The organism is Cobetia crustatorum (assembly GCF_000591415.1).
GTDB lineage: Bacteria > Pseudomonadota > Gammaproteobacteria > Pseudomonadales > Halomonadaceae > Cobetia > Cobetia crustatorum.
This window is the reverse complement of record NZ_JEMF01000028.1, coordinates 28,738-53,994: the sequence shown is the minus strand read 5'-3', so window position 1 is coordinate 53,994 and position 25,257 is coordinate 28,738. Positions and strand designations below refer to the sequence as shown.

Below are 25,257 nucleotides of genomic sequence, written 5' to 3'. Positions count from 1 at the left end.
AGATTCACTGTGCCACTACACCTGAGCTGAATCAGGTGCTGGACGTGGGTGATTTTGCAACGCCCGTGACCCGTATCGATCCGCAGCGCACCCGTGATGGTGTTCGTCTTGTGGTTGATGCCAGTGGCTACTACACCCAGATCGCGACGCAGGCGGGTAATGAACTGGTCCTTGAGGTCAAGCCACTGACGCGTGAAGAGCAGGCCGAGCGGATCAAGGACAAGTTCCCGTATACCGGCAAGAAGATCTCGCTCAACTTCCAGAACATTGAAGTGCGCTCTGTGCTGCAGATCATTGCTGACTTCACTGGGCTCAACCTCGTCGCCAGTGACAACGTGACGGGCAACGTGACCTTGAACCTCAAGGAAGTGCCGTGGGATCAGGCGCTGGACCTGGTGCTCAAGTCCAATGGCTTGGCCAGTCGTCGTATGGGTAATGTGCTGATGGTGGCGCCAGCAGAAGAACTGGCTGCGCTTGAGCGCAAAGAGCTTGAGGCGAATCAGCAGGTCAAGGAATTGGCGCCGATGACGACCGAATATGTTCAGGTACGTTATGCCAAGGCAGCTGATCTGGCGGCGCTGTTGCGCGGGGAGGGCGGCATTGGCCTGCTCTCGGAACGTGGTCGCGTGATGGTTGATGAGCGGACCAATACCATGCTGATCCAGGATACCCGCGACACGCTCGAAGAAATCCGCGGCACGCTTGAGTACCTGGATATCCCGGTACGTCAGGTACAGATCGAGGCGCGTATCGTGATTGCACGTAGCAGCGTTTCAAGCGAGATTGGGGTCAACTGGGGAATATCTGCCAACAATACTGGGAAGTTGGATCTTGGTGGTGCATCGTCCGGGACTTCTGATGGTGGCGGTTTAAGTGTTGACCTGGGGGATGACAGCAATCCGGGCAGTACTTTCAGCTTTGGATACTTATCCGGCGATATCCTGCTGGATCTTGAATTGTCGGCGCTGGAAAGTGAAGGTAAGAGCCAGACCATCTCTCAGCCCAAGATCATTACTGCCAATCAGAAGAAGGCAGTGATCAAGCAGGGCCAGGAAATTCCCTATGAGGAAGCGACGTCCAGCGGTGCGACCAATATCGAATTCAAGGAAGCAGTATTGGCACTCGAGGTGACTCCGCAGATCACGCCGGATAACCGCATCATCATGGATCTGTTGATCAACAATGATGATGTCTCGGATGATAGTTTCAATGGTGAACCGGCAATCGATACCAACGAGATTGAGACTCAGGTACTGGTCAATGATGGCGAAACGGTCGTGCTGGGGGGTATTCTGACCTCTGAGCAGATCCGTAGCGTGTTCAAGACTCCCTTCCTGGGCGACCTCCCAGTGATTGGAAACCTCTTCCGCTATACCGAAGAGTCCAATGAGAAGGTAGAATTGCTGGTATTCATTACTCCTAAGATCATCGAGGACGGCCTGACGGTGCGCTGATGCTTGTGATTCCCAATGTATTCCTTGTCGGCCCTATGGGGGCCGGCAAGAGCACTATCGGCCGCCTGCTGGCGGCCGACTTGCATCGTGAATTTTGCGATAGCGACCATGTGATTGAAGACCGCTGCGGTGCCAATATTCCGTGGATTTTTGATGTCGAGGGCGAGTCGGGCTTTCGCGAGCGTGAGCAGTCAGTGATTGACGAGCTGACGGCACTGAATGGCGTGGTCATGGCGACGGGGGGCGGTGCCATCATGGCGGAGGCTAACCGTCGGGTGTTACGCGAACGCGGAACCGTCGTGTATCTCTACGCGCCCGTCGAGCAGCAGCTCAAGCGTGCGGGGCGTGATCGCAATCGACCATTGCTGCAGCAAGATGACCCCGGCCGTGTGCTCAAAAGGCTGTTCGAGGTGCGAGATCCGCTCTATCGCGATACCGCCGATATTATCGTGCGTACTGATCGACGTAGCCCTCGGGCCGTCACCAATGAGATTCGGCGGCGTATCAAAGCGCTGGCCGACCCGCTGCACGTGCCGGGTTGACGCCGGCCGCAAGGAGAATTTTGATGTCCCAAGCTCCTGCTCATCGACTTGATGTCGCGCTCGGAGAGCGTAGTTACCCGATTCATATTGGCCCTGGTCTCACGGCGCGTGGCGACCTGATTCGCGAGCATCTTGCGGGGCGTCAGGTGATGATCGTCACCAATACTGTCGTTGCGCCGCTGTATCTGGAGGCGCTCAAGGCATCGCTGGGCGAGGGGCTTGATGTCCGAGAGGTGATTCTCGAGGATGGTGAACAGACCAAGCACATGGCCAGCATCGGGCTTATCTGGGATGCACTGCTGGAAGCTGGTTTCAATCGCCGCTGTACCCTGATTGCGTTGGGCGGTGGTGTGATTGGTGACATGACTGGCTTTGCGGCGGCCTGCTATCAGCGCGGGGCCGCCTTTATCCAAGTGCCGACGACGTTGTTATCACAGGTGGACTCCTCGGTGGGTGGTAAAACGGGTGTCAATCATCCGCGTGGCAAGAACATGCTGGGTGCCTTCTGGCAGCCGCGTCTGGTCCTGATTGATACCTCAAGCCTTAAGACGCTTCCTGTGCGTGAACTGTCGGCTGGCATGGCTGAGGTCATCAAGTACGGTCTGCTGTGGGATGAGAGCTTCCTGTGCTGGCTTGAAGACAACATGGACGCCTTGATGGGTCTCAATGAGACGCTATTGGGTGAAGCCATTCGCCGTAGCTGTGCCATCAAGGCTGAGGTGGTTGCCGAGGATGAAACCGAGCAAGGCGTAAGAGCCTTGCTTAACCTCGGTCACACCTTCGGGCATGCCATCGAGACTGATCAGGGCTATGGCGTCTGGTTGCATGGTGAGGCAGTAGGCACCGGCATGTTGATGGCGGCTGAGCTATCGGCGCACATGGGCTGGCTTTCCAGTACTGATGTCGAGCGTGTGACACGCATCATCGATCGGGCTGGCTTGCCAGTTGCCGTGCCAGAAAATATGGGGGGCGAGGATTTTCTGCGCCACATGCAGTTGGACAAGAAGAATGTCGACGGCCGCTTGCGCCTGATTTTGCTTGAGCATGTCGGTCGTGCGGTAATTACCGAGAAAGTGCCTGCGAGCATGCTCAACGAGATGCTGGAGCACTGGCCGCGAAGTGCTGCCACGCCTGCTTGAACATGCATGCTCTTGCTGCATCATGAGGAAGGCCGTCACCTAAGGGTGGCGGCCTTTTTGCTATCTAGGGGGGGGGCTGATAGAGGGAGGAGGGATCGCACAATATTCCTGTATTGGTATGCCGTATGCGTAATCGGTATGGGGTGAGGCGATAAAAAACGCTGTTTTTTATTATTCCGAGACTAAAGTTGCAAGGCGAAAGTCGTGCGGCATGACTACTAGCTAAGCACTTGAGCTTGCAGGGTTTTTTTGACGAGTACGCTTATAACTTGCGGTTTTGTCAGGTTTTTTCCGAGATGGACGACTTGTGGAGAATTGCGCAGGCGGGAAGCTGAGGGATATGCTCGAGGGAAATCTGGCGTCGCAGAGCGACACTGATGGCGCCAATATCGGCAGGTATAAAAATAAAGATAACCGATAAATATAACCTGGAAAATGCTTTCTGAAAAGCATCTGGACATACGATTTCTCCGTGAGGCACGCCCATGAACAAAGGTCTCCACCAACCGGGAGAGTTCCGCGATAACTGCGGCTTCGGTCTGATTGCCCATATGGAAGGGCAGCCCAGCCATGAACTCCTGCAGACCGCAATAGAATCCCTGACCTGCATGACACACCGTGGTGGCATTGCTGCGGATGGCAAGACCGGCGATGGCTGTGGTTTGTTGCTCAAGATGCCGGATGGTTTCATGCGCCAGATCGCCCAAGAGAGCCTTGGGCTTGAGCTGGGTGAGCGCTATGCCGTAGGTACGCTGTTCCTGCCGGATGATGATGCTCGTGAGCAGGCTGCTCGCCAGGCATTCGAAGCAGCACTGAGTGCGCGTAATCTTGAAGTGTTGGGTTGGCGTGACATGCCGGTGGATGACAGCGTCTGCGGCCCGATGGCGCGTGAATGTTTGCCGCGTATCCGCCAGGTCTTCGTGGGAGCTTCTGATGAGCGTTCCGATCAGGCGTTCAATGTTGATCTGTTCATGGCGCGTCGCCGTGCCGAGCAGGCCTTGAAGGGTGAAGAAGATTTCTACGTCTGTTCACTGTCTGGCAAGGTCATCTCGTTCAAGGGCTTGGTGATGCCGGTCGATCTGCCGCGCTTCTACAAGGATCTCGGTGACCCGCGCCTTGAGACGGCGATCTGTGTCTTCCACCAGCGCTTTTCGACCAATACTGCGCCCCGTTGGCCGTTGGCTCAGCCGTTCCGCTTCCTGGCGCATAACGGCGAGATCAATACCATCGAGGCGAACCGCGGTTGGGCCAATGCGCGCAAGGAGAACTTTGTCTCCCCGCAGCTACCCGAAATCGCTGAGCTGGATGAAATCGTCAACACGGTCGGTTCCGACTCCTCCAGCATGGACAACATGCTGGAAGTGCTGCTGACGGGTGGCATGGATATCTATCGTGCCATTCGCATGATGGTGCCGCCGGCGTGGCAGAACGTCGAGCAGATGGATTCCGATCTGCGTGCCTTTTATGAATACAACTCCATGCATATGGAAGCTTGGGACGGCCCGGCAGGTATCGTGCTGACTGATGGCCGTCACGCGGTGTGCATGCTGGACCGCAATGGCTTGCGGCCTGCGCGCTGGGTTATCACGCGCAATGGTTTCATCACTCTGGCCTCCGAGATCGGCACCTACGATTACAAGCCGGAAGATGTCGTGGCCAAGGGCCGTGTCGGGCCAGGGCAGGTGCTTGGGATTGATACCGAAACTGGCGAAGTACTGCATACCGATCAGGTCAGTGAGCGGCTGAAGGTCGCGCATCCTTACAAGCGCTGGCTGCGTGAGAACGCGAACTATCTCGAATCTGCACTGACCGAACTGGCGCGCTTTCAGCCCATGGAAGCCGATACCCTCGACGTCTATCAGAAGATGTTCCAGGTCAGTTTCGAGGAGCGCGATCAGTTGCTGCGCCCGCTGGCTGAAAGTGGTCAGGAAGCTGTCGGCTCAATGGGCGATGACACACCAATGGCTGTGCTGTCGCGCCAGAATCGTGTGCTGACCGATTTCTTCCGCCAGAAATTCGCACAGGTCACCAATCCACCGATTGATCCGCTACGCGAAGCGATAGTGATGTCGTTGGAAACCTGTTGTGGTGCCGAGCTCAATATCTTCGAGGCAACTCCAGAGCACGCACATCGCCTGATTCTGACCACGCCGGTGCTGTCACCGCGCAAGTTCAATGCGCTGGTCACTCAAGAAGACGCGGCCTTCGCGTCGCAGACGATCAAGCTGCACTACGACCCGCTCAAGGATTCTCTCAAGCAGGCGTTGATGGGTATCTGCCGGCAGGCAGAAGATGCTGCGCGTGCCGGCAAGGTCATTCTCGTGCTCAGCGATTGCGGACTGAAGCAAGGTCAGCTGCCAGTTCATGCAGCGCTGGCGACAGGGGCCATCCATCACCACCTTGGCGCCTTGGCGTTGCGCCCGCGTGTCAATCTAGTGATCGAAACAGGCTACGCCCGTGATGCTCATCAGATGGCAGTGCTATTCGGTGTGGGTGCTACCGCCGTCTATCCGTATCTTGCCTATCAGGTGATGGCAGATATGCATCGCACCGGCGAGCTGTCAGGCAACCCGGCGGATGCCCGCGAGAACTATCGCAAGGGTATGCAGAAGGGGCTGTACAAGATCCTGTCCAAGATGGGTATTTCGCACATTGGCTCTTATCGCGGCTCACAGCTGTTCGAGGCAGTTGGCCTCAATAGTGAAGTCATGGACATGTGCTTCGTCGGGATGGCCTCGCGTATTCAAGGTGCCGGCTTTGCCGAGCTGCAGTTCCAGCAGGAGCTATTGGCCCGTGAAGCCTGGTTGCCGCGCAAGCGCATCAAGCAAGGCGGGTTGATCAAGTATGTCCACGGCGGTGAGTACCACGCCTACAACCCTGACGTCGTCATGAAGCTGCAGGAAGCCGTGCAGCAAGGCGACTATGGCAAGTGGAAAGAATTCGCGCGACTGGTCAATGAGCGCCCTGTAACGACCATTCGTGACTTGTTACGCCTCAAGCCGGTCGCTGAGCCGCTACCGCTGAGTGATGTTGAGCCCGTCGAGTCACTATTGCTGCGCTTTGATAGCGCAGGCATGTCGCTGGGGGCATTGTCGCCAGAAGCCCATGAGGCGCTGGCACAGGCAATGAACGAAGCGGGTGGCCGCTCCAACTCCGGTGAGGGCGGTGAAGATCCGGCGCGCTACGGCACGATTCGTTCGTCCAAGATCAAGCAGATCGCCTCTGGTCGCTTTGGCGTGACGCCTGCATATCTGGTCAATGCCGAAGTGCTGCAGATCAAGGTTGCGCAGGGTGCCAAGCCTGGCGAGGGCGGTCAGCTGCCGGGCGGCAAGGTCAATGATCTGATTGCACGCTTGCGCTATGCGGTGCCGGGGGTGACGTTGATCTCGCCACCGCCGCACCACGATATCTATCTATCGAGGATTTAGCGCAGCTGATCTTTGATCTCAAGCAGGTCAATCCGACGGCGCAGGTGTCGGTCAAGCTGGTCTCCGAACCGGGTATCGGCACCATCGCGACAGGTGTGGCCAAGGCCTACGCGGATCTGATCACCGTCTCCGGCTACGACGGTGGCACCGCAGCCAGCCCGATCACCTCGATCAAGCATGCCGGTTCTCCGTGGGAGCTGGGCCTGCCCGAGGTGCATCAGGCGCTGCGCATCAATCAGCTGCGTCACAAGATTCGTCTGCAGACGGATGGCGGCCTCAAGACCGGGCTCGATGTCGTCAAGGCGGCAATTCTGGGTGCCGAGAGTTTCGGTTTCGGTACCGCGCCGATGGTTGCGCTGGGCTGCAAATACCTGCGTATCTGTCACCTGAACAACTGTGCGACCGGCGTCGCGACTCAGCACCAGGCGCTGCGTGATGAGCACTTCCGTGGCACCGTCGAGATGGTCAAGCACTACTTCCGCTTTATCGCCGAGGAAGTGCGCGAACTGATGGCGTTGCTGGGCGTACGCCAGATCACTGACCTGATCGGCCGTACCGATCTGCTCGAAGTGCTGGAAGGTGAGACCAACGCACAGCGTCGCCTTGACCTGACTCCGCTCTTGGGTAACGACTCGGTGCCGAGCGATGCGCCGCAGTTCTGTCAGGTCAGCCGCAATGAGCCGCATGATCCAGGTGCCAAGAACCTCGAAATGCTGGCGGCGATGGAATCGGCGATTGAGAGCCGTAGCGGAGGCGATTTCAGTTTCCGCGTCACAAACTGTGATCGTTCGGTCGGAGCGCGCATCTCTGGTGAAATCGCCAAGCGTTACGGTGAGGCGGGTCTGGCTGAGTCACCGTTGAAGGTGAGCCTGACTGGCGTGGCAGGGCAGAGCTTTGGTGTCTGGAATGCCCACGGCCTCGATATGTATCTGGAAGGCGATGCCAACGACTATGTCGGCAAGGGCATGAACGGCGGAAAGCTGACCATCGTTCCGCCGCGTGGTTCGCGCTTTGAAAGCCACAAGACTGCAATTATCGGTAATACCTGTCTGTATGGCGCTACCGGCGGCAAGCTATACGCCGCGGGCACCGCGGGTGAGCGCTTCGGTGTGCGTAACTCTGGCGCGCATGCGGTTATCGAAGGGGCGGGTGATCACTGCTGTGAGTACATGACGGGTGGGTTGGTCTGTGTGCTGGGCGAAACGGGTATTAACTTCGGTGCCGGCATGACGGGCGGCTTTGCCTACGTGCTGGATGAAGGTCGCGACTTCGTCGACAAGTACAACCACGAGCTGGTGGAAATCCACCGCATCAATACCGAAGCCATGGAGGCCTATCGTCGCCACCTGCGCGAAGTCATCGAGGAGTACGTGGCTGAAACCGGCTCCGAGCGCGGGCGTAACATCCTGCGCGACTTCCCTGACTTCGTGCGTCACTTCTGGCTGGTCAAGCCCAAGGCAGCAAGCCTCAATGGCCTGCTCGACCAGTCTCGGCGTCAGCGGAGTGATCGCGCCCCTCGCCTGTGCTCCTTGCAGGTGAGGGCCTGCACCGCGACGGTGCCCGGATTATGAAAGAGGATTCATCATGGCCAATCAGCTTGCCAACGACTTTCAGTTCATCGATGTGGGTCGTCAGGACCCGCAGAAGAAAGATGCCCGCGTGCGTGCACGCGAGTTCAATGAGATCTATACCGAATTCAAGCCGGTAGAGGCTGCCAGTCAGGCGCATCGCTGCCTCGAGTGTGGCAACCCTTACTGCGAGTGGAAATGCCCGGTTCATAACTACATTCCCAACTGGCTGAAATTGGTCTCTGAGGGCAACATCCTCGAGCTGCTGAGTTGTCACACCAGACCAACTCATTGCCGGAAGTCTGTGGTCGTGTCTGCCCGCAGGACCGTCTGTGCGAAGGCGACTGCACTCTGAATGACGGCTTCGGTGCTGTCACTATCGGCTCGGTCGAGAAGTACATCACCGACACCGCCTTTGCGATGGGTTGGCGTCCCGACATGTCCAAGGTCAGTTGGACTGACAAGCGTGTCGCCATCATTGGTGCGGGCCCAGCTGGACTCGGGGCGGCAGACATTCTGGTCCGCAATGGCGTGCGTCCAGTGATCTATGATCGTCACCCTGAAATTGGTGGTTTGCTGACCTTCGGTATTCCGGAGTTCAAGCTTGAGAAGGGCGTAATGACTCAGCGTCGCGCAATCTTCGAAGAAATGGGCATGGAATTCCGCCTCAATACCGAGATTGGACGTGATATCAGCTTTGATGCCCTGCTCGAAGAGTACGATGCCGTCTTCCTTGGCATGGGGACTTACAGTGCCATGAGTGGGGGATTTCCGGGCGAAGATTTGCCGGGTGTCCACAAGGCACTCGACTACCTGATTGCCAACGTCAATCACTGCCTGGGCTTCGAGAAAGACCCAGCGGATTATGTGTCGATGGCGGGCAAGAAAGTCGTGGTGCTCGGCGGTGGCGATACCGCCATGGACTGCAACCGTACCGCCATTCGGCAGGATGCTGCGTCGGTCACCTGTGCTTATCGTCGCGATGAAGCGAACATGCCTGGCTCGCGTCGTGAAGTGACCAATGCTCGTGAGGAAGGCGTCGACTTTCTGTTCAATCGCCAGCCAGTGGCAGTGGTCGGCGAGGGTAAGGTCGAAGGCGTCAAGGTCGTGCGTACCCGCATGGGTGAGCCGGACGCCAACGGGCGTCAACGCCCGGAGGTCGTGCCGGGCTCCGAGGAGATCCTGCCGGCTGATGCCGTCATCGTGGCCTTCGGTTTTCAGGCCAGCCCCGCGCCATGGTTCGCCGATTTCGACATCGGTGTCGATGAGCGCGGTCGTATCGCGACCAGTGCTGATCGTCTTGCGTTCCAGACCACCAATGCCAAGGTGTTCGCCGGTGGCGATATGGTGCGTGGCTCTGATCTTGTCGTCACTGCCATCGATGAAGGACGTCGTGCTGCGGAAGGGATTCTCGATTTCCTCGAAGTCTGAGTCGACCAGAGGCTGAAAGCGTTCAGGCCCGCCATGGCGGGCTGATGCGTCTTGATGGGGAGAGGGCGATGTCACGATGTGGCGGTCACAATGGGCAATCAAATTGAGCCGGCGGCACCTTTCCGCTAGACTGGCGACCCATCCTGATCCGTTCCCCCGGGTCTCTCCTACAGCTCACGTTTTCGGCAGGTTTCCATGACACGATTTATCTTCGTGACGGGCGGCGTTGTGTCCTCGCTTGGCAAGGGCATCGCATCCGCTTCGCTGGCGGCTATCCTCGAGGCCCGCGGCCTCAAAGTCACCATTCTCAAGCTGGATCCGTACATCAACGTCGATCCGGGCACCATGAGTCCGTTCCAGCACGGCGAAGTCTTTGTCACCGAAGATGGCGCGGAAACAGATCTGGATCTCGGTCACTATGAGCGTTTTATCCGCTCGCGGATGACCCAGAGTAACAACTTCACTGCGGGCCGTGTCTACGAGCACGTGCTGCGCAAGGAACGTCGTGGCGACTATCTCGGTGGAACCGTGCAGGTCATTCCGCACATCACCGATGAGATCAAGCGGCGTGTCATCGCCGGTGGCGAAGGCTACGACGTGGCGCTGGTCGAGATCGGTGGCACCGTCGGTGATATCGAATCCCTGCCGTTCCTGGAAGCCATTCGCCAGATGCGTGCTCAGTTGGGTGCTGAACGTGCCATCTTCATGCACCTGACGTTGGTGCCGTACATCAAGACGGCCGGTGAAACCAAGACCAAGCCGACCCAGCACAGCGTCAAGGAGCTGCGTTCCATCGGTATCCAGCCGGATATCCTGATCTGCCGCAGCGAAGTCGAGATCGAAGAGAGTGAGCGTCGCAAGATCTCGCTGTTCACCAACGTCGAAGAGCGCGCAGTGGTTTCGTTGCAGGATGCCGACACCATTTATCGTATTCCATTGATGCTGCACGAAGCGCGTCTCGACGAGATCGTGTGTGACAAGCTGCGTCTGGAAGCCGGTGAAGCCGACATGTCCGAGTGGGTCGCGGTGCTCGACGCCAAACTCAATCCGCTCAAAACCATCAATATCGCGATGGTCGGCAAGTACATGGAGCTACTCGACGCTTACAAGTCATTGAATGAGGCGCTGATTCATGCCGGCATTCAGGGGCGGGTGAAGGTCAACGTCGACTTCATCGATTCCGAGGAGATCGAGCGCAACGGTACCGATCGTCTGGTTGGTAAAGATGCCGTTCTGGTGCCGGGCGGCTTCGGTGAGCGTGGTGTGGAAGGCAAGATAGCCACTGCGCGTTTCGCACGTGAAAACAAGGTGCCGTATCTGGGTATCTGTCTGGGTATGCAGGTCGCGGTCATCGAATTTGCGCGTAACGTGGCAGGTTGGGCAGACGCCAACTCGACCGAATTCACGCACGATACCCAGCATCCGGTAGTGGGTCTGATTACTGAATGGCTGACACCGGAAGGCAAGATCGAGACTCGCGATGCGGCGTCCGATATGGGCGGCACCATGCGTCTGGGTGGTCAGGCCTGTCGTCTGCTCAATGGCTCTAAAGCACATCAGGCTTATGGCAGTGATGAGATCATCGAACGTCATCGTCATCGCTATGAAGTCAACGATCAGTTCGTGCCTGCACTGGAAGAAAAGGGGCTGATCTTCTCTGGTCGTAGCGTCGATAACTCGCTGGTCGAGATGGTCGAATTGCCGGATCACCCGTGGTTTGTGGCCTGTCAGTTCCACCCGGAGTTCACCTCCACGCCACGTGATGGTCACCCGTTGTTTACTGGTTTCGTGAACGCGGCTCTGAACCACAAGGCCGCGCGTACTCGCGGCGAGTAATCGATTCATCAGGATGCGCGGGCCACTGCCTGCGCGCCCTGGGGTAACTTCAGGAAGGAAGGTCGATGAGCAGTGAGTTGATGCACAACGAACAGCGCGTGATCGAATTTGCTGGCCTCAAGGTCGCCAATGATCGTCCGATGACGCTTTTTGGCGGCATGAATGTACTGGAGTCCCGCGAGTTGGCGCTTGAGGTGGCAGAGCAGTATGTCGAGGTGACGACTCGCCTTGGCATGCCGTATGTCTTCAAGGCGAGCTTCGACAAGGCCAATCGTAGCTCCATGCATTCCTATCGCGGTCCGGGGATGGAGAAGGGGCTCGAGATTCTGGCTGAGATCAAGTCGCGCTTTGGCGTGCCGATCATCACCGATGTGCATGAACCGGAGCAGGCAGCGGCCGTGGCAGAAGTCGCCGATGTCATTCAGCTGCCGGCCTTCCTGGCGCGCCAGACAGATCTGGTCGTCGCGATGGCACGCACCGGTGCAGTGATCAATATCAAGAAGCCGCAGTTTCTCGCACCGCATGAAATGCGCCATATCGTCGCCAAGTGCGGTGAAGCGGGCAATGATAAAATCCTGCTGTGTGAGCGTGGCTCCAGTTTCGGCTACAACAATCTGGTGGTCGACATGCTCGGCATGGCCGAGATGAAGGACACTGGGTTGCCGGTGCTGTTCGATGTCACCCACTCGTTGCAGCGCCCAGGTGGGCGCGCTGATTCTGCTGGCGGCCGTCGCGAACAGGTCTTTGATCTGGCACGCTCTGGTGTTGCACTGGGTCTGGCAGGCCTGTTCCTCGAGGCGCACCCTGATCCGGACAATGCCAAGTGTGACGGGCCCTGTGCTCTGCCGCTCGATCAGCTCGAGCCCTTCCTGCGCCAGCTGCAATCGTTGGATGCGCTGGTCAAGGGCTTTGCGCCGCTGGCTATTCGCTAAGGATGACTACGGGCCGTTCACACTGTGTGAACGGCCTTTTTGCACAATGGGCAAGATGCCCGTCGTGGTGTTTCAATCCCCCCGTGTAGAGGACGACACAAGATGGCCAATATCGTCGAAATCCGCGCCCTTGAGGTGCTCGATTCCCGTGGTAACCCGACCGTGCAGGCCGAGGTTGTGCTTGAAGGCGGCCAGCGTGCCAGCGCCTGCGCGCCCTCTGGTGCCTCCACTGGTTCGCGTGAAGCGCTGGAATTGCGTGATGGCGACAAAAGCCGTTATCTGGGCAAGGGCGTTCTGAAGGCAGTCGAGGCTGTCAATGGCGCGATTCGTGAGCGTCTGATCGGCATGGACGCACTGGACCAGCGTGCGCTGGACGATGCCATGCTGGCGCTGGATGGTACCGAGAACAAGGAGTCGCTGGGTGCCAATGCCATCCTCGCGGTCTCTCTGGCGGCTGCCAAGGCAGCGGCGCAGGCCAAGGGAATCGAGCTTTACGCCCACATCGCTGAGCTTTACGGCCAGCCGGGCAAATACTCCATGCCGGTACCGATGATGAATATCATCAATGGCGGTGAGCATGCCGACAACAATGTCGACATCCAGGAATTCATGGTTCAGCCGGTTGGCGCGCCGAACTTCCGTGAAGCACTGCGCACCGGTGCCGAGATATTCCACGCGCTTAAGAAAGTGCTGCAAACCCGTGGCCTGAGCACGGCGGTGGGTGATGAAGGTGGCTTTGCACCCAACCTGGCATCCAACGCTGAGGCGCTGGCGGTTATCAAGCAGGCCGTCAGCGATGCCGGCTATGCACTGGGCACTGACGTGACCTTGGCGTTGGACTGTGCGTCTTCCGAGTTCTACAAGGACGGTCAGTACAATCTGTCTGGCGAAGGCAAGTCCTTCGACGCGCAGGGCTTTGTCGACTATCTGGCAGGCTTGGCAGCAGAGTATCCGATCGTCTCCATTGAAGATGGCATGGACGAGTCCGACTGGGCTGGCTGGAAGGCGCTGACCGACAAGCTGGGCGACAAGGTTCAGCTGGTCGGCGACGATCTGTTCGTCACCAATACTCGCATCCTCAAGCGCGGCATCGATGAAGGTATCGGTAACTCCATCCTGATCAAGTTCAACCAGATTGGCTCGTTGTCCGAGACGCTGGATGCTATCAAGATGGCGCAGGACGCAGGCTTTACGGCCGTCATCTCTCACCGTAGTGGCGAGACCGAAGACACCACCATTGCCGATCTGGCAGTCGGTACCTGTGCAGGCCAGATCAAGACTGGCTCACTGTGCCGCTCTGATCGTGTTGCCAAGTACAACCGCTTGCTAGTAATCGAGCAGCAGTTGGGCGACGTGGCTTACAACGGCCTGAAAGAGATCAAGGGCCAGTAAGTCGACGCCGTAAGCCAGTGTGATTGCTGGCGAGGATAGTGCAGGTCTGGCTATCGCTCCATGACGGGGCCGTACCTTCGGGTACGGCCCCGTCATGCATCTCATGCACTGCCTATGCTGGCATGATCCCCAGTCGAGAAAGAAGTTCACTACTTCATTGGTCATGTCGTGTAAGCCTTTTCCTACAAGTGTCGAAGGATAATCAGTACAGTTGCTACCAGAAGCTTACGAATGCGAACGTATGTTTCTATTCAATCTATTGATTTTAAATGTATTTTTAGTAACTAATTTTTTTATTAGCATTAAGCGTTTTAGCTATTGGGAGTAGTTGCCACGCGGCCCATAGCTGACCAAAATAGCGTCATGGATTTGAGGGTGCGGCGGGACACCGCAGTCTCGGCAGGATGCAAACGGGATTAGTAGCACGTGCAGAGTCATCAGTCGGACAGGAAGTCTGGCGTCACTGAACAGGATGTTCAGTGTAAAAGGAACCGGCAAGGATGTCGGTGGCAGAATCTGTATGTCCGCCGTGTCTTGGGAGTTGACAGGGTAGGGTCAGGGATCATGGATGGTAGAGCAGGCGCCGGAGAAGGCGTCAGGACCAGGAAGGTCCATTACGACAGGGAAGGTCGAGAGCGAATCATTTGAACCGAATCGCTCGGACATGCAAGTAGGACGCTCGCCTTCACAGGAGTGACGGATGACGGGACATCATCCGCGTCAGGGTAGACGAGGCAGACAGCTACAGCATCTCACCGGCAGGATGCCGCGACAGGGGTTTGTTAGATCATGGAGCGTCATGAGGCTGTAAGCTGAAGCAAGACAGGGAGCAGTATTGGCAGGATGCCAGGCAATGCATGAGCACGACAGCAGGGCAGGCAAAATAGTGGAATCGGGTATTGCGGTGGGACAGCTGCGCAAGCAGTGCCGCAATACCCACCATGCGTGACAGTGCGCTCCGAGCGACAGGATGTTGTGAAGGGCAGGGACAGCACTCAGGAATACGATCCAGGAGGGATCGACAGGGACACGCTTGGAGCGGGCGACCTTACGGGGTCGCCCTTTTTTGTGTCTATGATCTCGAAGGCAGATATAAAAACGGCAGCCAAAGGGCTGCGTTTTTAGTGGAACCTCCTGCCAGCACCTGATCAGGACAGGTACTGGTCTTACTGCTCCAGATATTCCAGCTTACCGTCGACACCGTCCCACTTCTCGGCTTCAGGCATGGCATCCTTCTTCTCGCTGATATTCGGCCACACCTCAGCCAAGTCAGCATTCAGCTCGATGAATTCTTTCTGATTCTCCGGTACTTCGTCTTCAGAGAAGATGGCTTCAGCTGGGCATTCTGGCTCGCACAGTGCACAGTCGATGCACTCATCCGGGTTGATCACCAGAAAATTTGGGCCTTCGTAAAAGCAATCCACTGGGCAAACTTCCACACAATCAGTGTATTTGCAGCGAATGCAGTTCTCGGTGACGATGAATGCCATGCAGATCTCCTGACGCGGGTCGGCGTCTCTATCGTAGGTCGTGGTCCTGGCGCCGACCATGTGCCGTCTGAGCGGAATCATGGTTTCAGGTTATAAGCGGCGCGTATGTTATAAGGCGCCATTCTAGTAGCGCTCTGCCGCCCTCGCAATCTGCTCAGGCGGATCGTTTTGGAATGGTGCTATGCCCAGTGGGCACTGTCGAGTCTTTACACTGCCTGGCAAGGCTTATTTGGCTCGTCGCCATTCATAGATAAGCTCCAGTGCTCGCTTGGGGCTCAGGTCATCTGGGTCGAGGTTTTCCAGTGCTTCAACGACCGGATGCGGTGGGGCGGCAAACAGGTCGTTCTGTTGGGGTACCGGCTGGCCTTGTGCATCGGCCCGTGCGACTGGCGGACGATCGACCTCCTGCTGCTCCAGGCTCGTGAGCTTCTCGCGCGCTCGGTGGATCACGCTCTGCGGGACGCCCGCCAGCTGGGCAACCTGCAGACCGTAGCTCTGGCTGGCAGGGCCTTCCTCGACACGGTGCATAAAGACGATGCCATCACCGTGCTCGGCGGCGGTCAGGTGAACGTTGGCGACCCCATCAGCATGTTCGGGTAGTGCCGTCATCTCGAAGTAGTGTGTCGCGAACAGCGTGAAGGCGCGCGCGCGCGCAAGATGCTCAGCGCTGGCCCAAGCGAGTGACAGACCATCAAACGTCGAGGTACCACGACCGATCTCATCCATCAGTACCAGGCTCTCGTCGGTCGCGTTGTGCAGGATGCTGGCGGTCTCGGTCATCTCGACCATGAAGGTGGAGCGACCACCGGCTAGATCATCCGAGGAGCCGATGCGTGTAAAGATGCGATCCAGCGGGCCGATGGAGGCACGTGTGGCTGGCACGAAGCTTCCGGTATAGGCCAGCAGCGCGATCAATGCTGTTTGGCGCATGTAGGTCGACTTACCCCCCATGTTGGGGCCGGTGATCACCAGCATGCGGCGTGCCTCATCAAAGCGCACATCGTTGGGCACGAAGGGATGATCGCTGACATGCTCGACGACGGGATGGCGTCCGCTCTCGATATCGATACCTGGCGTGGCAGTAAGCTGTGGGCGCACGAAATCCAACGCCGTCGCGCGGTCGGCGAAGGCGTTGAGGACATCCAGTGAGGCAAGCGCTCGGGCGGTCTGTTGCAGGCCGTCCAGTTCGGTATTCAGGTCATCGAGCAGGTGCTCATAGAGCAGCTTTTCACGCGCCAATGACTTGGACTTGGCAGACAGGGCCTTATCCTCGAATTCCTTGAGCTCCGGGATGATGAAGCGCTCGGCATTCTTGAGTGTCTGGCGACGGATATAGTCGATTGGTGCCTGCGCTGACTGGGAGCGTGGCAGCTCGATGAAATAGCCATGCACGCGGTTGTAGCCGACCTTGAGGCTGCTGATACCAGTGCGTTCGCGCTCGCGGGTTTCCATGGCGATCAGGTATTGGCCAGCGTTCTCGGAGAGGCCACGGTATTCGTCCAGCTCGTCATCATAACCATCGGCGATCACACCGCCGTCGCGCAGGACGACTGGTGGATTCTCGACCAGCGCCTCGCTGAGCATGGCAGACAGCGCCGGGAACAGGCGAATCGCATCGCGTAGCTCATCGATGGCACTACCCTTGTCGATGCTGGCCAGCACGGCGCGCAGCTCTGGTAGCGCATTGAGGCCGTCGCGTAGACGCGCCATGTCACGTGGGCGGGCGCTGCGCAGAGCGACACGCGCGAGAATGCGCTCCACATCACCGATCCGCTTGAGCAAGCCGTGCAGCTCCTGTGGATAATCACCATCCATCAGTCGTTGCACGGCTGCCTGGCGCAAACCGACCTGCAGCTGATCGCGCAACGGGCGGTTCAGCCAGCGCTTGAGTAGTCGCGAACCCATTGCTGTCGATGTCACGTCCAGTACGCTGGCGAGCGTGTTTTCGCTACTGCCGCCGAGATTGGTGTCGATCTCGAGATTCCGACGGCTGGCGGCATCGATCACGACCGAGTCGTCACGACTTTCGACGCTCAGCGCAGTGACGTGAGGCAGGCCCGTACGCTGGGTATCGCGAGCGTAATCCAGCAGGGCGCCGGCAGCGGTGACGGCGCGTGTCAGATGGCTGCAGCCGAATCCATTGAGATCCTGAACGCCGAATTGATCACAGAGCAGGCGCAGCGCGGTCTCATGATCAAAATGCCAGTCACTCTGACGCGTTAGACCGGGACGTGAAGAGAGGCTCGCAGGGAGTGTGCGGTTCTCGCCGACCATGATCTCGGCAGGCGACATGCGCTGGATTTCTGTCAGCAACTCTTCATCGCCTTCGACTTCCAGTACGCTGAAGCGGCCAGAGGAGAGCTCCAGAGCGGCTACCCCCCAGGTCTCGCCATCACGATGCAGCGCGACCAGAAGATTATCGCGGCTGGCGTCCAGCAGCGCCTCGTCATGTAAAGTACCGGGCGTGACGATACGTACAACCTTGCGCTCGACCGGGCCTTTGCTGGTGGCGGGATCACCGATCTGTTCGCAGATGGCGACTGATTCACCCATTTTTACCAACCGTGCTAGGTAGCCTTCAGCGCTGTGATAGGGCACACCCGCCATCGGGATCGGTGCGCCGTTGGAACTGCCACGTGCGGTCAGCGTGATGTCCAACAATTGAGAGGCACGCTTGGCATCGTCATGAAACAGTTCATAAAAATCGCCCATGCGATAGAACAGCAGCACGCCGGGGTGCTCGCGCTTGATCTTCATGTACTGCGTCATCATCGGCGTCATTTGCGGGGCGCTGTTCTTGGCCATGACCATGGACTTCCTTGACTGCACTGCAATGGTGAAAAAGGCACACTGCTCAAAAGGGCATGTTGAAAATGACATGCGAGAGCGAGGCATACTGGATGCCGAGATATTCTACGGACTGGCGTGGCTGGCTCCAATGCCTGTGATGCGCCGTCCACTATTCTCTGTTTACTGACCAGTCAATACGGGAGCTTATCGTGCGCGAGCCATCTACCGTCATATCCGAGGCGTCCATCATCAGTGCTTCTATCAATGAGCTGGCTGAGCGGCTGCAGACGTTGGCGTTGTCTCAAGGCCTATATGTCACCACTGCCGAGTCCTGTACCGGCGGTGGAGTAAGTACCGCGATTACCGCTATTGCGGGTAGCTCCGGTTATTTTGAGAGCGGCTACGTGACGTACTCCAACGCCGCCAAGCAGCGCCTGTTGGGCGTTAGCAACGCTTCACTGCTGAGCCATGGGGCTGTCTCTGAGGTGGTCGTGTGCGAAATGGTTAGCGGTGCGTGTCGCGATAGTGGCGCAGGGCTTGGTGTCGCCATCAGCGGTGTGGCAGGGCCGGAGGGAGGTAGCGAGGAGAAGCCGGTAGGCACTGTATGGTTGGCATGGGGCAGTGAAACACAGCAACAAGCTGAGCATTATCGCTTCTCTGGCGATCGTGAGGCGGTACGAAAGGCGGCCGTACGCGTAGCTCTGCAAGGCTTGATTCGGCGGGTGCAGGCAATGCAAGGCTAAGTGTTGAGACTCTTGCCTGAAAAAGCGCATCACTGGACTGGCAGAGTGAGGCAACTTGCGGCATTATACTGTCCATGTATACAGGGTTTTGCCACAATGCTTGATCCACTAGGCTTGCAGCGGCGATAGAGCTCTTATGCTGCAGTGCTGTCATTTCAGCGCCGTAAGCTCAGTATTTTCAGCTTTCATATTTTCAGCTTCAGTATTTCCTCATTCCAGGTGGCTGCCCGTGTGGCACCGCCGTCCGACAGGAGGCCACATGGCACAGGACGACAATCGCACCAAGGCGCTGAACGCGGCGCTGTCCCAGATCGAGCGCCAGTTCGGCAAGGGCGCCGTCATGCGCATGGGCGATGCCCCACGTGTGGCCATGCCGTCGATCTCCACCGGCTCGCTCGGGTTGGATGTTGCACTCGGTATCGGTGGTCTGCCGCTTGGCCGTGTAGTGGAAATCTATGGTCCGGAATCTTCAGGCAAGACGACTCTGACACTGTCCGTCATCGCTCAGGCGCAGAAGCAGGGCAAGGTATGTGCCTTTATCGATGCTGAGCACGCACTGGATCCGTCCTATGCCGAGAAGCTGGGCGTCAATCTGGACGAGATGCTGGTCTCTCAGCCGGATACTGGTGAACAGGCGCTAGAAATTGTCGACATGCTGGTGCGCTCTGGCGGTGTTGACGTCATCATCGTCGATTCGGTCGCAGCTCTGACGCCGCGCGCCGAAATCGAAGGCGAGATGGGCGATTCTCACGTTGGTCTGCAGGCACGTTTGATGTCTCAGGCGCTGCGTAAGGTCACCGGCCACATCAAGAATGCCAACTGCATGGTGGTGTTCATCAATCAGATCCGCATGAAGATCGGTGTGATGTTCGGTAGCCCGGAAACCACGACTGGCGGTAATGCACTGAAGTTCTACGCCAGTGTGCGTCTGGATATCCGCCGCACGGGTTCCGTGAAGTCGGGCGACGAAGTGACGGGTAATGAGACCCGCGTCAAGGTCGTCAAGAACAAGGTTGCTCCTCCGTTCCGGCAGGCCGAGTTCCAGATTCTTTATGGCAAGGGTATCTATCATGCCGGTGAGGTGATTGACCTGGGCGTGCAGTGTGGCCTGGTCGGCAAGGCTGGTGCCTGGTATAGCTATCAGGGCAGCAAAATTGGCCAGGGCAAGGCCAACTCTGCGCAGTACCTGGAAGACAACCCCGCGATCATGGAAGAGATTGAAACCCAGATCCGCGCCCAGTTGCTTGCAGCGCCAGAGACCAAGGAAGACCCGAAAGAGGCTGCGGCTGCCGTCGCCGAGAGCGAAGACGACCTCGATCTCGACTAAGCACTTTTGGTGAGCGCTTGAAGTGCTCCAGCACGGAGGTACGGTACTCACGATGCCTTCTGTGCTATATCAGCGCCTGCCCCGATTTTCGGAGGCGGGCGCTGTGCGTTTGAATGCATCAGATTTCCCCCTCGCTCAGGACTGAATAGGTGCGATCATGCACGACGACAATGAAGACATGGCAGGGCCCGAGTACCAGTCGCTGGATTCGGGCGAGGCAAGCCCTTACCGGCGTGCACGCAGTGATGCCATCGCTCGGTTGGCGCGCCGGGAACACAGTCGTCGTGAGTTATACGACTACCTGAAAGGCCGTGACTATCTCAAGCCCGCCAGCGTAGCGACGGAGATTGCTGATGACGGCGAAGAAACGCCGGAGCTGGATGTAGAGCTTTTGATCGATGAAGTGCTCGAGCGCATGGCGGAAGAGGGATTGCAGTCAGATGCCCGCTTTGCGGCCAGTTTCCTACGTACGCGTGTGCTCAGAGGGCAAGGGCCGCGGCGTATCCAGCAGGAACTTCGTCAGCGTGGTGTCGATAATGACACCCTGAACGCCGTGATGCGTGAAGCCTGTGACCCTGCGCCGGATGTCTTTGGACATGTTGATGTGGTGGATTTCTTTGAACTGGCCAGCGAGACGCTCGCGCGTCGCTTCTCTTCTGCGGGCGAAGGACAGAAAGAACGCGCACGACGCGAGCGCTTTCTTCTCCAGCGTGGCTTCGATTATGAGCAGTTGCGTTATGCCATGTCTTCAGCCTGGAGCGACGAAGGAGAGGAGTAATGCTGCTTCTGCCAAGGGTTGTTCGCCAATGGCTATCTCCAGGAGAGTACCCATCAGTCGCTACCCAGAACGAGGAAAGCAGGCCTTCAAGCGATTTACCCCCCTTTAGCTTGCGCGAACAGGCGTTATACTAGGTCGTCTTGCGACGGCACGGGGCAGGCGCCTTCTTTCATGCTTTTCATTGCACCTCCATGCATACCCACATGGATGAACATGCTGAAACCATGCGGAAGTCATGCAGAAGACCCCCGAAGCGTCTTTACGCACATCGCTACGGAACCTCTATGAAAAGCGCAGAAATCAGAAACGCCTTCCTGACCTATTACGCGAACCATGGTCATACCATTGTGCCCTCCAGCTCGCTGGTGCCGCACAACGATGCGACTCTGCTGTTTACCAACGCAGGCATGGTGCCCTTCAAGGACGTCTTTCTTGGACGTGATCCGCGTGGTTATACGCGCGCCACCTCGGCGCAGCGCTGCGTGCGCGCCGGTGGCAAGCACAATGATCTGGATAATGTCGGTTATACCGCCCGTCACCACACCTTCTTCGAAATGTTAGGCAACTTCAGCTTCGGCGACTATTTCAAGCGTGAAGCCATTCAGTTTGCCTGGAAGTTCTTGACCGAAGAGCTCGGCCTGCCGAAAGAGAAGCTGTGGGTTACCGTGCATGTCAGTGATGACGAAGCACGTGATATCTGGTTCAACGAGATGGGTATTGATCAGGCGCGTTTCTCGCGTCTCGACGAAGATAACTTCTGGCAGATGGGCGATACCGGTCCGTGTGGCCCGTCTTCCGAGATCTTCTTTGATCACGGTGAAGACGTCGCAGGTGGCCCGCCGGGCAGCCCCGATGAAGACGGTGATCGCTACATCGAGATCTGGAATCTGGTCTTCATGCAGTTTGATCGTGATGCTGAGGGCAATCTCAATCCGTTGCCCAAACCGTCCATCGACACTGGCATGGGTCTGGAGCGCGTAGCGGCTGTAATGCAAGGCGTGCACTCCAATTACGAGATCGATCTGTTCCAGAACTTGCTGGCCGCCGCCGCTGAAATCATCGGGCACGACAATACTGCTACGCCGTCATTGCGCGTGGTCGCTGATCACATTCGCTCGTGCGCCTTCCTGGTTACTGATGGGGTGTTGCCGTCCAATGAAGGGCGTGGCTATGTGCTGCGTCGTATCATTCGCCGCGCCGTGCGCCACGGCCACAAGCTGGGTGCGCGTGGTAGCTTCTTCCATAAGCTGGTGGCTGCGCTGGATGCTGAGATGGGGGAAGCCTATCCGGAGTTGCGCGCCGCCCGTGCCCAGATCGAGCGTGTCTTGCTCAAGGAAGAAGAGCAGTTCGCACGCACGCTGGAACACGGTATGAAGCTGCTTGAAGAGGCTATCGCGAGTCTTGAGAGTAATACACTCGACGGCGATACCATCTTCAAGCTCTATGATACCTACGGCTTCCCGTACGATCTGACGGCAGACATCTGCCGTGAGCGAGAACTGGTGCTCGACGAGGCTGGCTTCCATGCTGCGCTCGACGCGCAACGTGTCCGTGCGCGGGCCGCGAGTAATTTCGGTGGTGACTACTCTGCCAAGCTGGAGCTGGACGGCGAGACTGCCTTCACTGGCTATGATCAGCTGGACGGTGAAGCCTCCGTCACGGCGCTGTTTGATGCGGAAGGCAATGCCGTTGAGCAGCTCGATGCCGACGCCAAGGGCATCGTGGTACTCGACACCACGCCGTTCTATGGCGAGTCGGGCGGCCAGGCTGGCGATACCGGCTATCTGCATCTGGACAGCGGCCGTTTCCAGGTCAGCGACACTCAGAAGCAGACGGGCCATCACCTGCATCATGGTGTGTTGGTCGAAGGCTCGCTCAAGGTTGGCGATCATGTGCGTCCGCAGGTGGACGCTGAATTGCGTGCCGCTTCCGTGCGTAACCACTCTGCGACTCACCTGCTGCACGAAGCCCTGCGTCAGGTGTTGGGCGAGCATGTTCAGCAAAAGGGTTCGCTTGTGACGGCAGAGCGTCTGCGCTTCGATTTCAGTCACTCCGAAGCGGTGACGACTAAGCAGCTGGCCGAGATTGAGCGTATCGTCAATGCACAGATTCTGGTCAATGCCGCGACGCAGATCGAGTTCATGACACTGGATGAGGCCAAGGCGCGTGGCGCTGCGGCGTTGTTCGATGCCAAGTATGGTGAAGAAGTTCGTGTGCTGACTATCGGTGCGGATGCCTTCTCGATTGAGCTGTGCGGTGGTACTCACGTTCAGCGCACGGGTGATATCGGTCAGATGCATATCGTCGCTGAAACTGGTATCGCTGCTGGCGTACGTCGTATCGAAGCCATCACTGGCCGCGCTGCGCGCAATTTCCTCCTTGAGCAGGAAGCGACGCTGACGCGTCTTGGCGAGCGCCTCAAAGCCAAGCCGGAGCAGGTCGAAGAGCGCGTTACTAGCCTGCTGGAGCGCAATCGCGGTCTCGAGAAAGAGCTTGAGCGCCTCAAGGCCAAGCTAGCCTCTGCCTCTGCCAGCGATATGCTTGGCGATATCGCTGAAGTTCAGGGGCTCAAGGTGTTGGCCAAGCAGGTCGAAGGCGTCTCCGGTAAGGAGCTGCGCGGCTTGATGGATGATCTGAAGTCAAAGCTGGGCTCCGGCATTCTCGTGCTCGGTGTGGCTGATGGCGATAAGGTCAGCCTGATCGCAGGTGTTACCGATGATCTGACATCACGCGTCAAAGCCGGTGATCTGGTACGCCACGTTGCCGAGCAAGTGGGTGGCAAAGGTGGCGGTCGTGCTGACATGGCGCAGGCCGGTGGTAGTGATGCAGTCTCATTGCCCGGTGCACTGGCAGGTGTGCCAGCCTGGGTAGACGCTCAGCTGGGCTAACGTAACAAGATGAAGGCCGGGCTTCTTGCGAGGAGACCCGGCCTCTTTTTGGGCTCGCATGCAGGTCATGCGAGGCAACGCAAACGGACACGGAAAACGGAAACGCACATGGCGCTATACGTTCAAAAGTTCGGAGGCACCTCGGTCGGCTCAGTCGAGCGGATCAAGGCCGTCGCCGAGAAGGTCAAGCGGTTCCGCGATGAAGGACATCAGATAGTCGTGGTTGTCTCTGCCATGAGCGGCGAGACCAATCGACTGATCGGTCTCGCCAGCGAGATCAATGATGATCCGACGCCGCGCGAAATGGATATGTTGGTCTCTACCGGCGAGCAGGTGACAATTTCCCTGTTGGCCATGGCGCTGCAGAAAATCGGGGTCGCCGCGACCTCCTATACTGGTGCCCAGGTTGGCATTCGCACGGACAGTGCCCATACAAAGGCGCGTATCCAGCACATCGATACCGATGATCTGCGTGCCGACCTCGACGGTGGCAAGGTTGTCGTGGTGGCAGGCTTCCAAGGTGTTGATGATGACGGCAATATCACGACACTCGGTCGTGGCGGCTCTGATACCACGGGTGTTGCGCTGGCCGCCGCACTCAAGGCTGATGAGTGCCAGATCTACACTGATGTGGACGGTGTCTACACGACCGACCCACGTGTGTGCTCCAAGGCGCGTCGTCTGGAAACGGTGACGGTCGAGGAAATGCTGGAAATGGCGAGCCTGGGCTCAAAGATTCTGCAGATCCGTGCGGTAGAGTTCGCTGGCAAGTACAACGTCCCCCTGCGTGTCCTGTCCTCCTTCGAGGATGGCCCGGGTACCCTGATCGTCGCTGAGGAAGAAGACAACATGGAAGAACCGCTGATCTCCGGCATCGCCTTCAACGTCAATGAAGCCAAGCTGACCCTACTCAACACACCGGATATTCCGGGGGTGGCCTCCAAGATTCTGGGCCCGATCGCTGATTCCAACATCGAAATCGATATGATCGTCCAGAACGTTTCTCCGGATGGCAATACGACTGATTTCTCCTTCACCGTCGCCAAAAGCGACTTCAAGACGACCCAGCGTATTCTGACCGAGACGGTCATCCCATCGGTTGGCGGTGGAGAGCTACGCGCTGATGACAACATTGCCAAGGTCTCACTGGTCGGTGTTGGCATGCGCTCTCATGCGGGTGTAGCTTCCAAGATGTTCCGAGTATTGGCAGAAGAGGGCATCAATATCCGCATGGTGTCTACTTCCGAAATCAAGATTTCTGTTTTGATTGATGAGAAGTTCATGGAGCTGGCAGTACGCTCTCTGCACACTGCCTTTGGTTTGGATGCAGAGTCTGTCAGCGACGAAACGGCCTAGCCGTTTCGTCCGGTATCTCGTGTGGCGCCCCGGTGGGTTTAGATAAAAGCTATTGTTATCAACATTTTAATTATTATCTGTTGAGATAGTGGTTGCTCGATACTCGGGAAGCTATCGGAGCACTAGGAATCGAATGAATGCCGCCCGATTCATCATTCTTCCC

The 25,257-nt window shown here is 57.7% G+C and carries 13 protein-coding genes and 2 pseudogenes; 13 read left to right on the top strand and 2 right to left on the bottom strand.

Annotated features, from left to right (window positions below):
• The 8 genes and pseudogenes from BF12_RS0107875 to eno all read left to right on the top strand — a co-directional run.
• Positions 1-1,454 (top strand): type IV pilus secretin PilQ (locus tag BF12_RS0107875; RefSeq protein ID WP_024951804.1); only part of this gene is annotated, 1,454 nt, incomplete at its 5' end.
• Positions 1,454-1,996: a shikimate kinase AroK gene (gene aroK, locus BF12_RS0107870; RefSeq protein ID WP_024951803.1), complete on the top strand. Its 543-nt coding sequence runs from the start codon at positions 1,454-1,456 to the stop codon at positions 1,994-1,996. The genes BF12_RS0107875 and aroK, both read left to right, overlap by 1 nt.
• 23 nt (positions 1,997-2,019) lie before the next feature.
• A complete protein-coding gene (gene aroB / locus BF12_RS0107865) occupies positions 2,020-3,135 on the top strand; it encodes a 3-dehydroquinate synthase (RefSeq protein WP_024951802.1) in 1,116 nt (371 codons plus the stop codon).
• 485 nt (positions 3,136-3,620) lie between these two features.
• A pseudogene (gene gltB / locus BF12_RS19210) lies at positions 3,621-8,062 on the top strand (glutamate synthase large subunit); the annotation flags it as partial.
• Positions 8,063-8,147: 85 nt separating this feature from the next.
• A pseudogene (locus BF12_RS19205) lies at positions 8,148-9,562 on the top strand (FAD-dependent oxidoreductase).
• A gap of 195 nt (positions 9,563-9,757) precedes the next feature.
• Positions 9,758-11,398 (top strand): CTP synthase, encoded by a 1,641-nt coding sequence (pyrG, locus tag BF12_RS19200; protein ID WP_035159518.1) that lies wholly within the window; start codon positions 9,758-9,760, stop codon positions 11,396-11,398.
• A 65-nt stretch (positions 11,399-11,463) separates the two neighbouring features.
• A complete protein-coding gene (gene kdsA, locus BF12_RS0107840; RefSeq protein ID WP_024951800.1) occupies positions 11,464-12,330 on the top strand; it encodes a 3-deoxy-8-phosphooctulonate synthase in 867 nt (288 codons plus the stop codon).
• Between the two features lie 102 nt (positions 12,331-12,432).
• A complete protein-coding gene (eno, locus tag BF12_RS0107835; protein ID WP_024951799.1) occupies positions 12,433-13,722 on the top strand; it encodes a phosphopyruvate hydratase in 1,290 nt (429 codons plus the stop codon).
• A 1,166-nt stretch (positions 13,723-14,888) separates the two neighbouring features.
• Here eno and fdxA read toward each other — a convergent pair.
• Together fdxA and mutS are read right to left on the bottom strand one after the other, a co-directional pair.
• Positions 14,889-15,212 (bottom strand): ferredoxin FdxA, encoded by a 324-nt coding sequence (gene fdxA / locus BF12_RS0107825; protein WP_024951798.1) that lies wholly within the window; start codon positions 15,210-15,212, stop codon positions 14,889-14,891.
• A gap of 225 nt (positions 15,213-15,437) precedes the next feature.
• On the bottom strand, positions 15,438-18,017 hold the full coding sequence (gene mutS / locus BF12_RS0107820; RefSeq protein WP_024951797.1) for a DNA mismatch repair protein MutS: 2,580 nt from the start codon (positions 18,015-18,017) through the stop codon (positions 15,438-15,440).
• 194 nt (positions 18,018-18,211) lie between these two features.
• On the opposite strand from mutS, the gene BF12_RS0107815 reads away from it, so the two are divergent.
• From BF12_RS0107815 to BF12_RS0107795, 5 genes are all read left to right on the top strand, one after another.
• Positions 18,212-18,745: a CinA family protein gene (locus BF12_RS0107815; RefSeq protein ID WP_246116598.1), complete on the top strand. Its 534-nt coding sequence runs from the start codon at positions 18,212-18,214 to the stop codon at positions 18,743-18,745.
• Between the two features lie 259 nt (positions 18,746-19,004).
• The gene (gene recA, locus BF12_RS0107810) at positions 19,005-20,072 is read left to right on the top strand and encodes a recombinase RecA (protein ID WP_024951795.1); all 1,068 of its coding nucleotides are present in this window, start codon (positions 19,005-19,007) and stop codon (positions 20,070-20,072) included.
• A 157-nt stretch (positions 20,073-20,229) separates the two neighbouring features.
• Entirely contained in the window at positions 20,230-20,850 is a 621-nt protein-coding gene (locus tag BF12_RS0107805) for a regulatory protein RecX (protein WP_246116599.1), read from the top strand.
• A 284-nt stretch (positions 20,851-21,134) separates the two neighbouring features.
• Entirely contained in the window at positions 21,135-23,738 is a 2,604-nt protein-coding gene (gene alaS, locus BF12_RS0107800) for an alanine--tRNA ligase (protein WP_024951793.1), read from the top strand.
• Between the two features lie 108 nt (positions 23,739-23,846).
• Entirely contained in the window at positions 23,847-25,094 is a 1,248-nt protein-coding gene (locus BF12_RS0107795) for an aspartate kinase (RefSeq protein ID WP_024951792.1), read from the top strand.
• Positions 25,095-25,257: the final 163 nt, after the last annotated feature.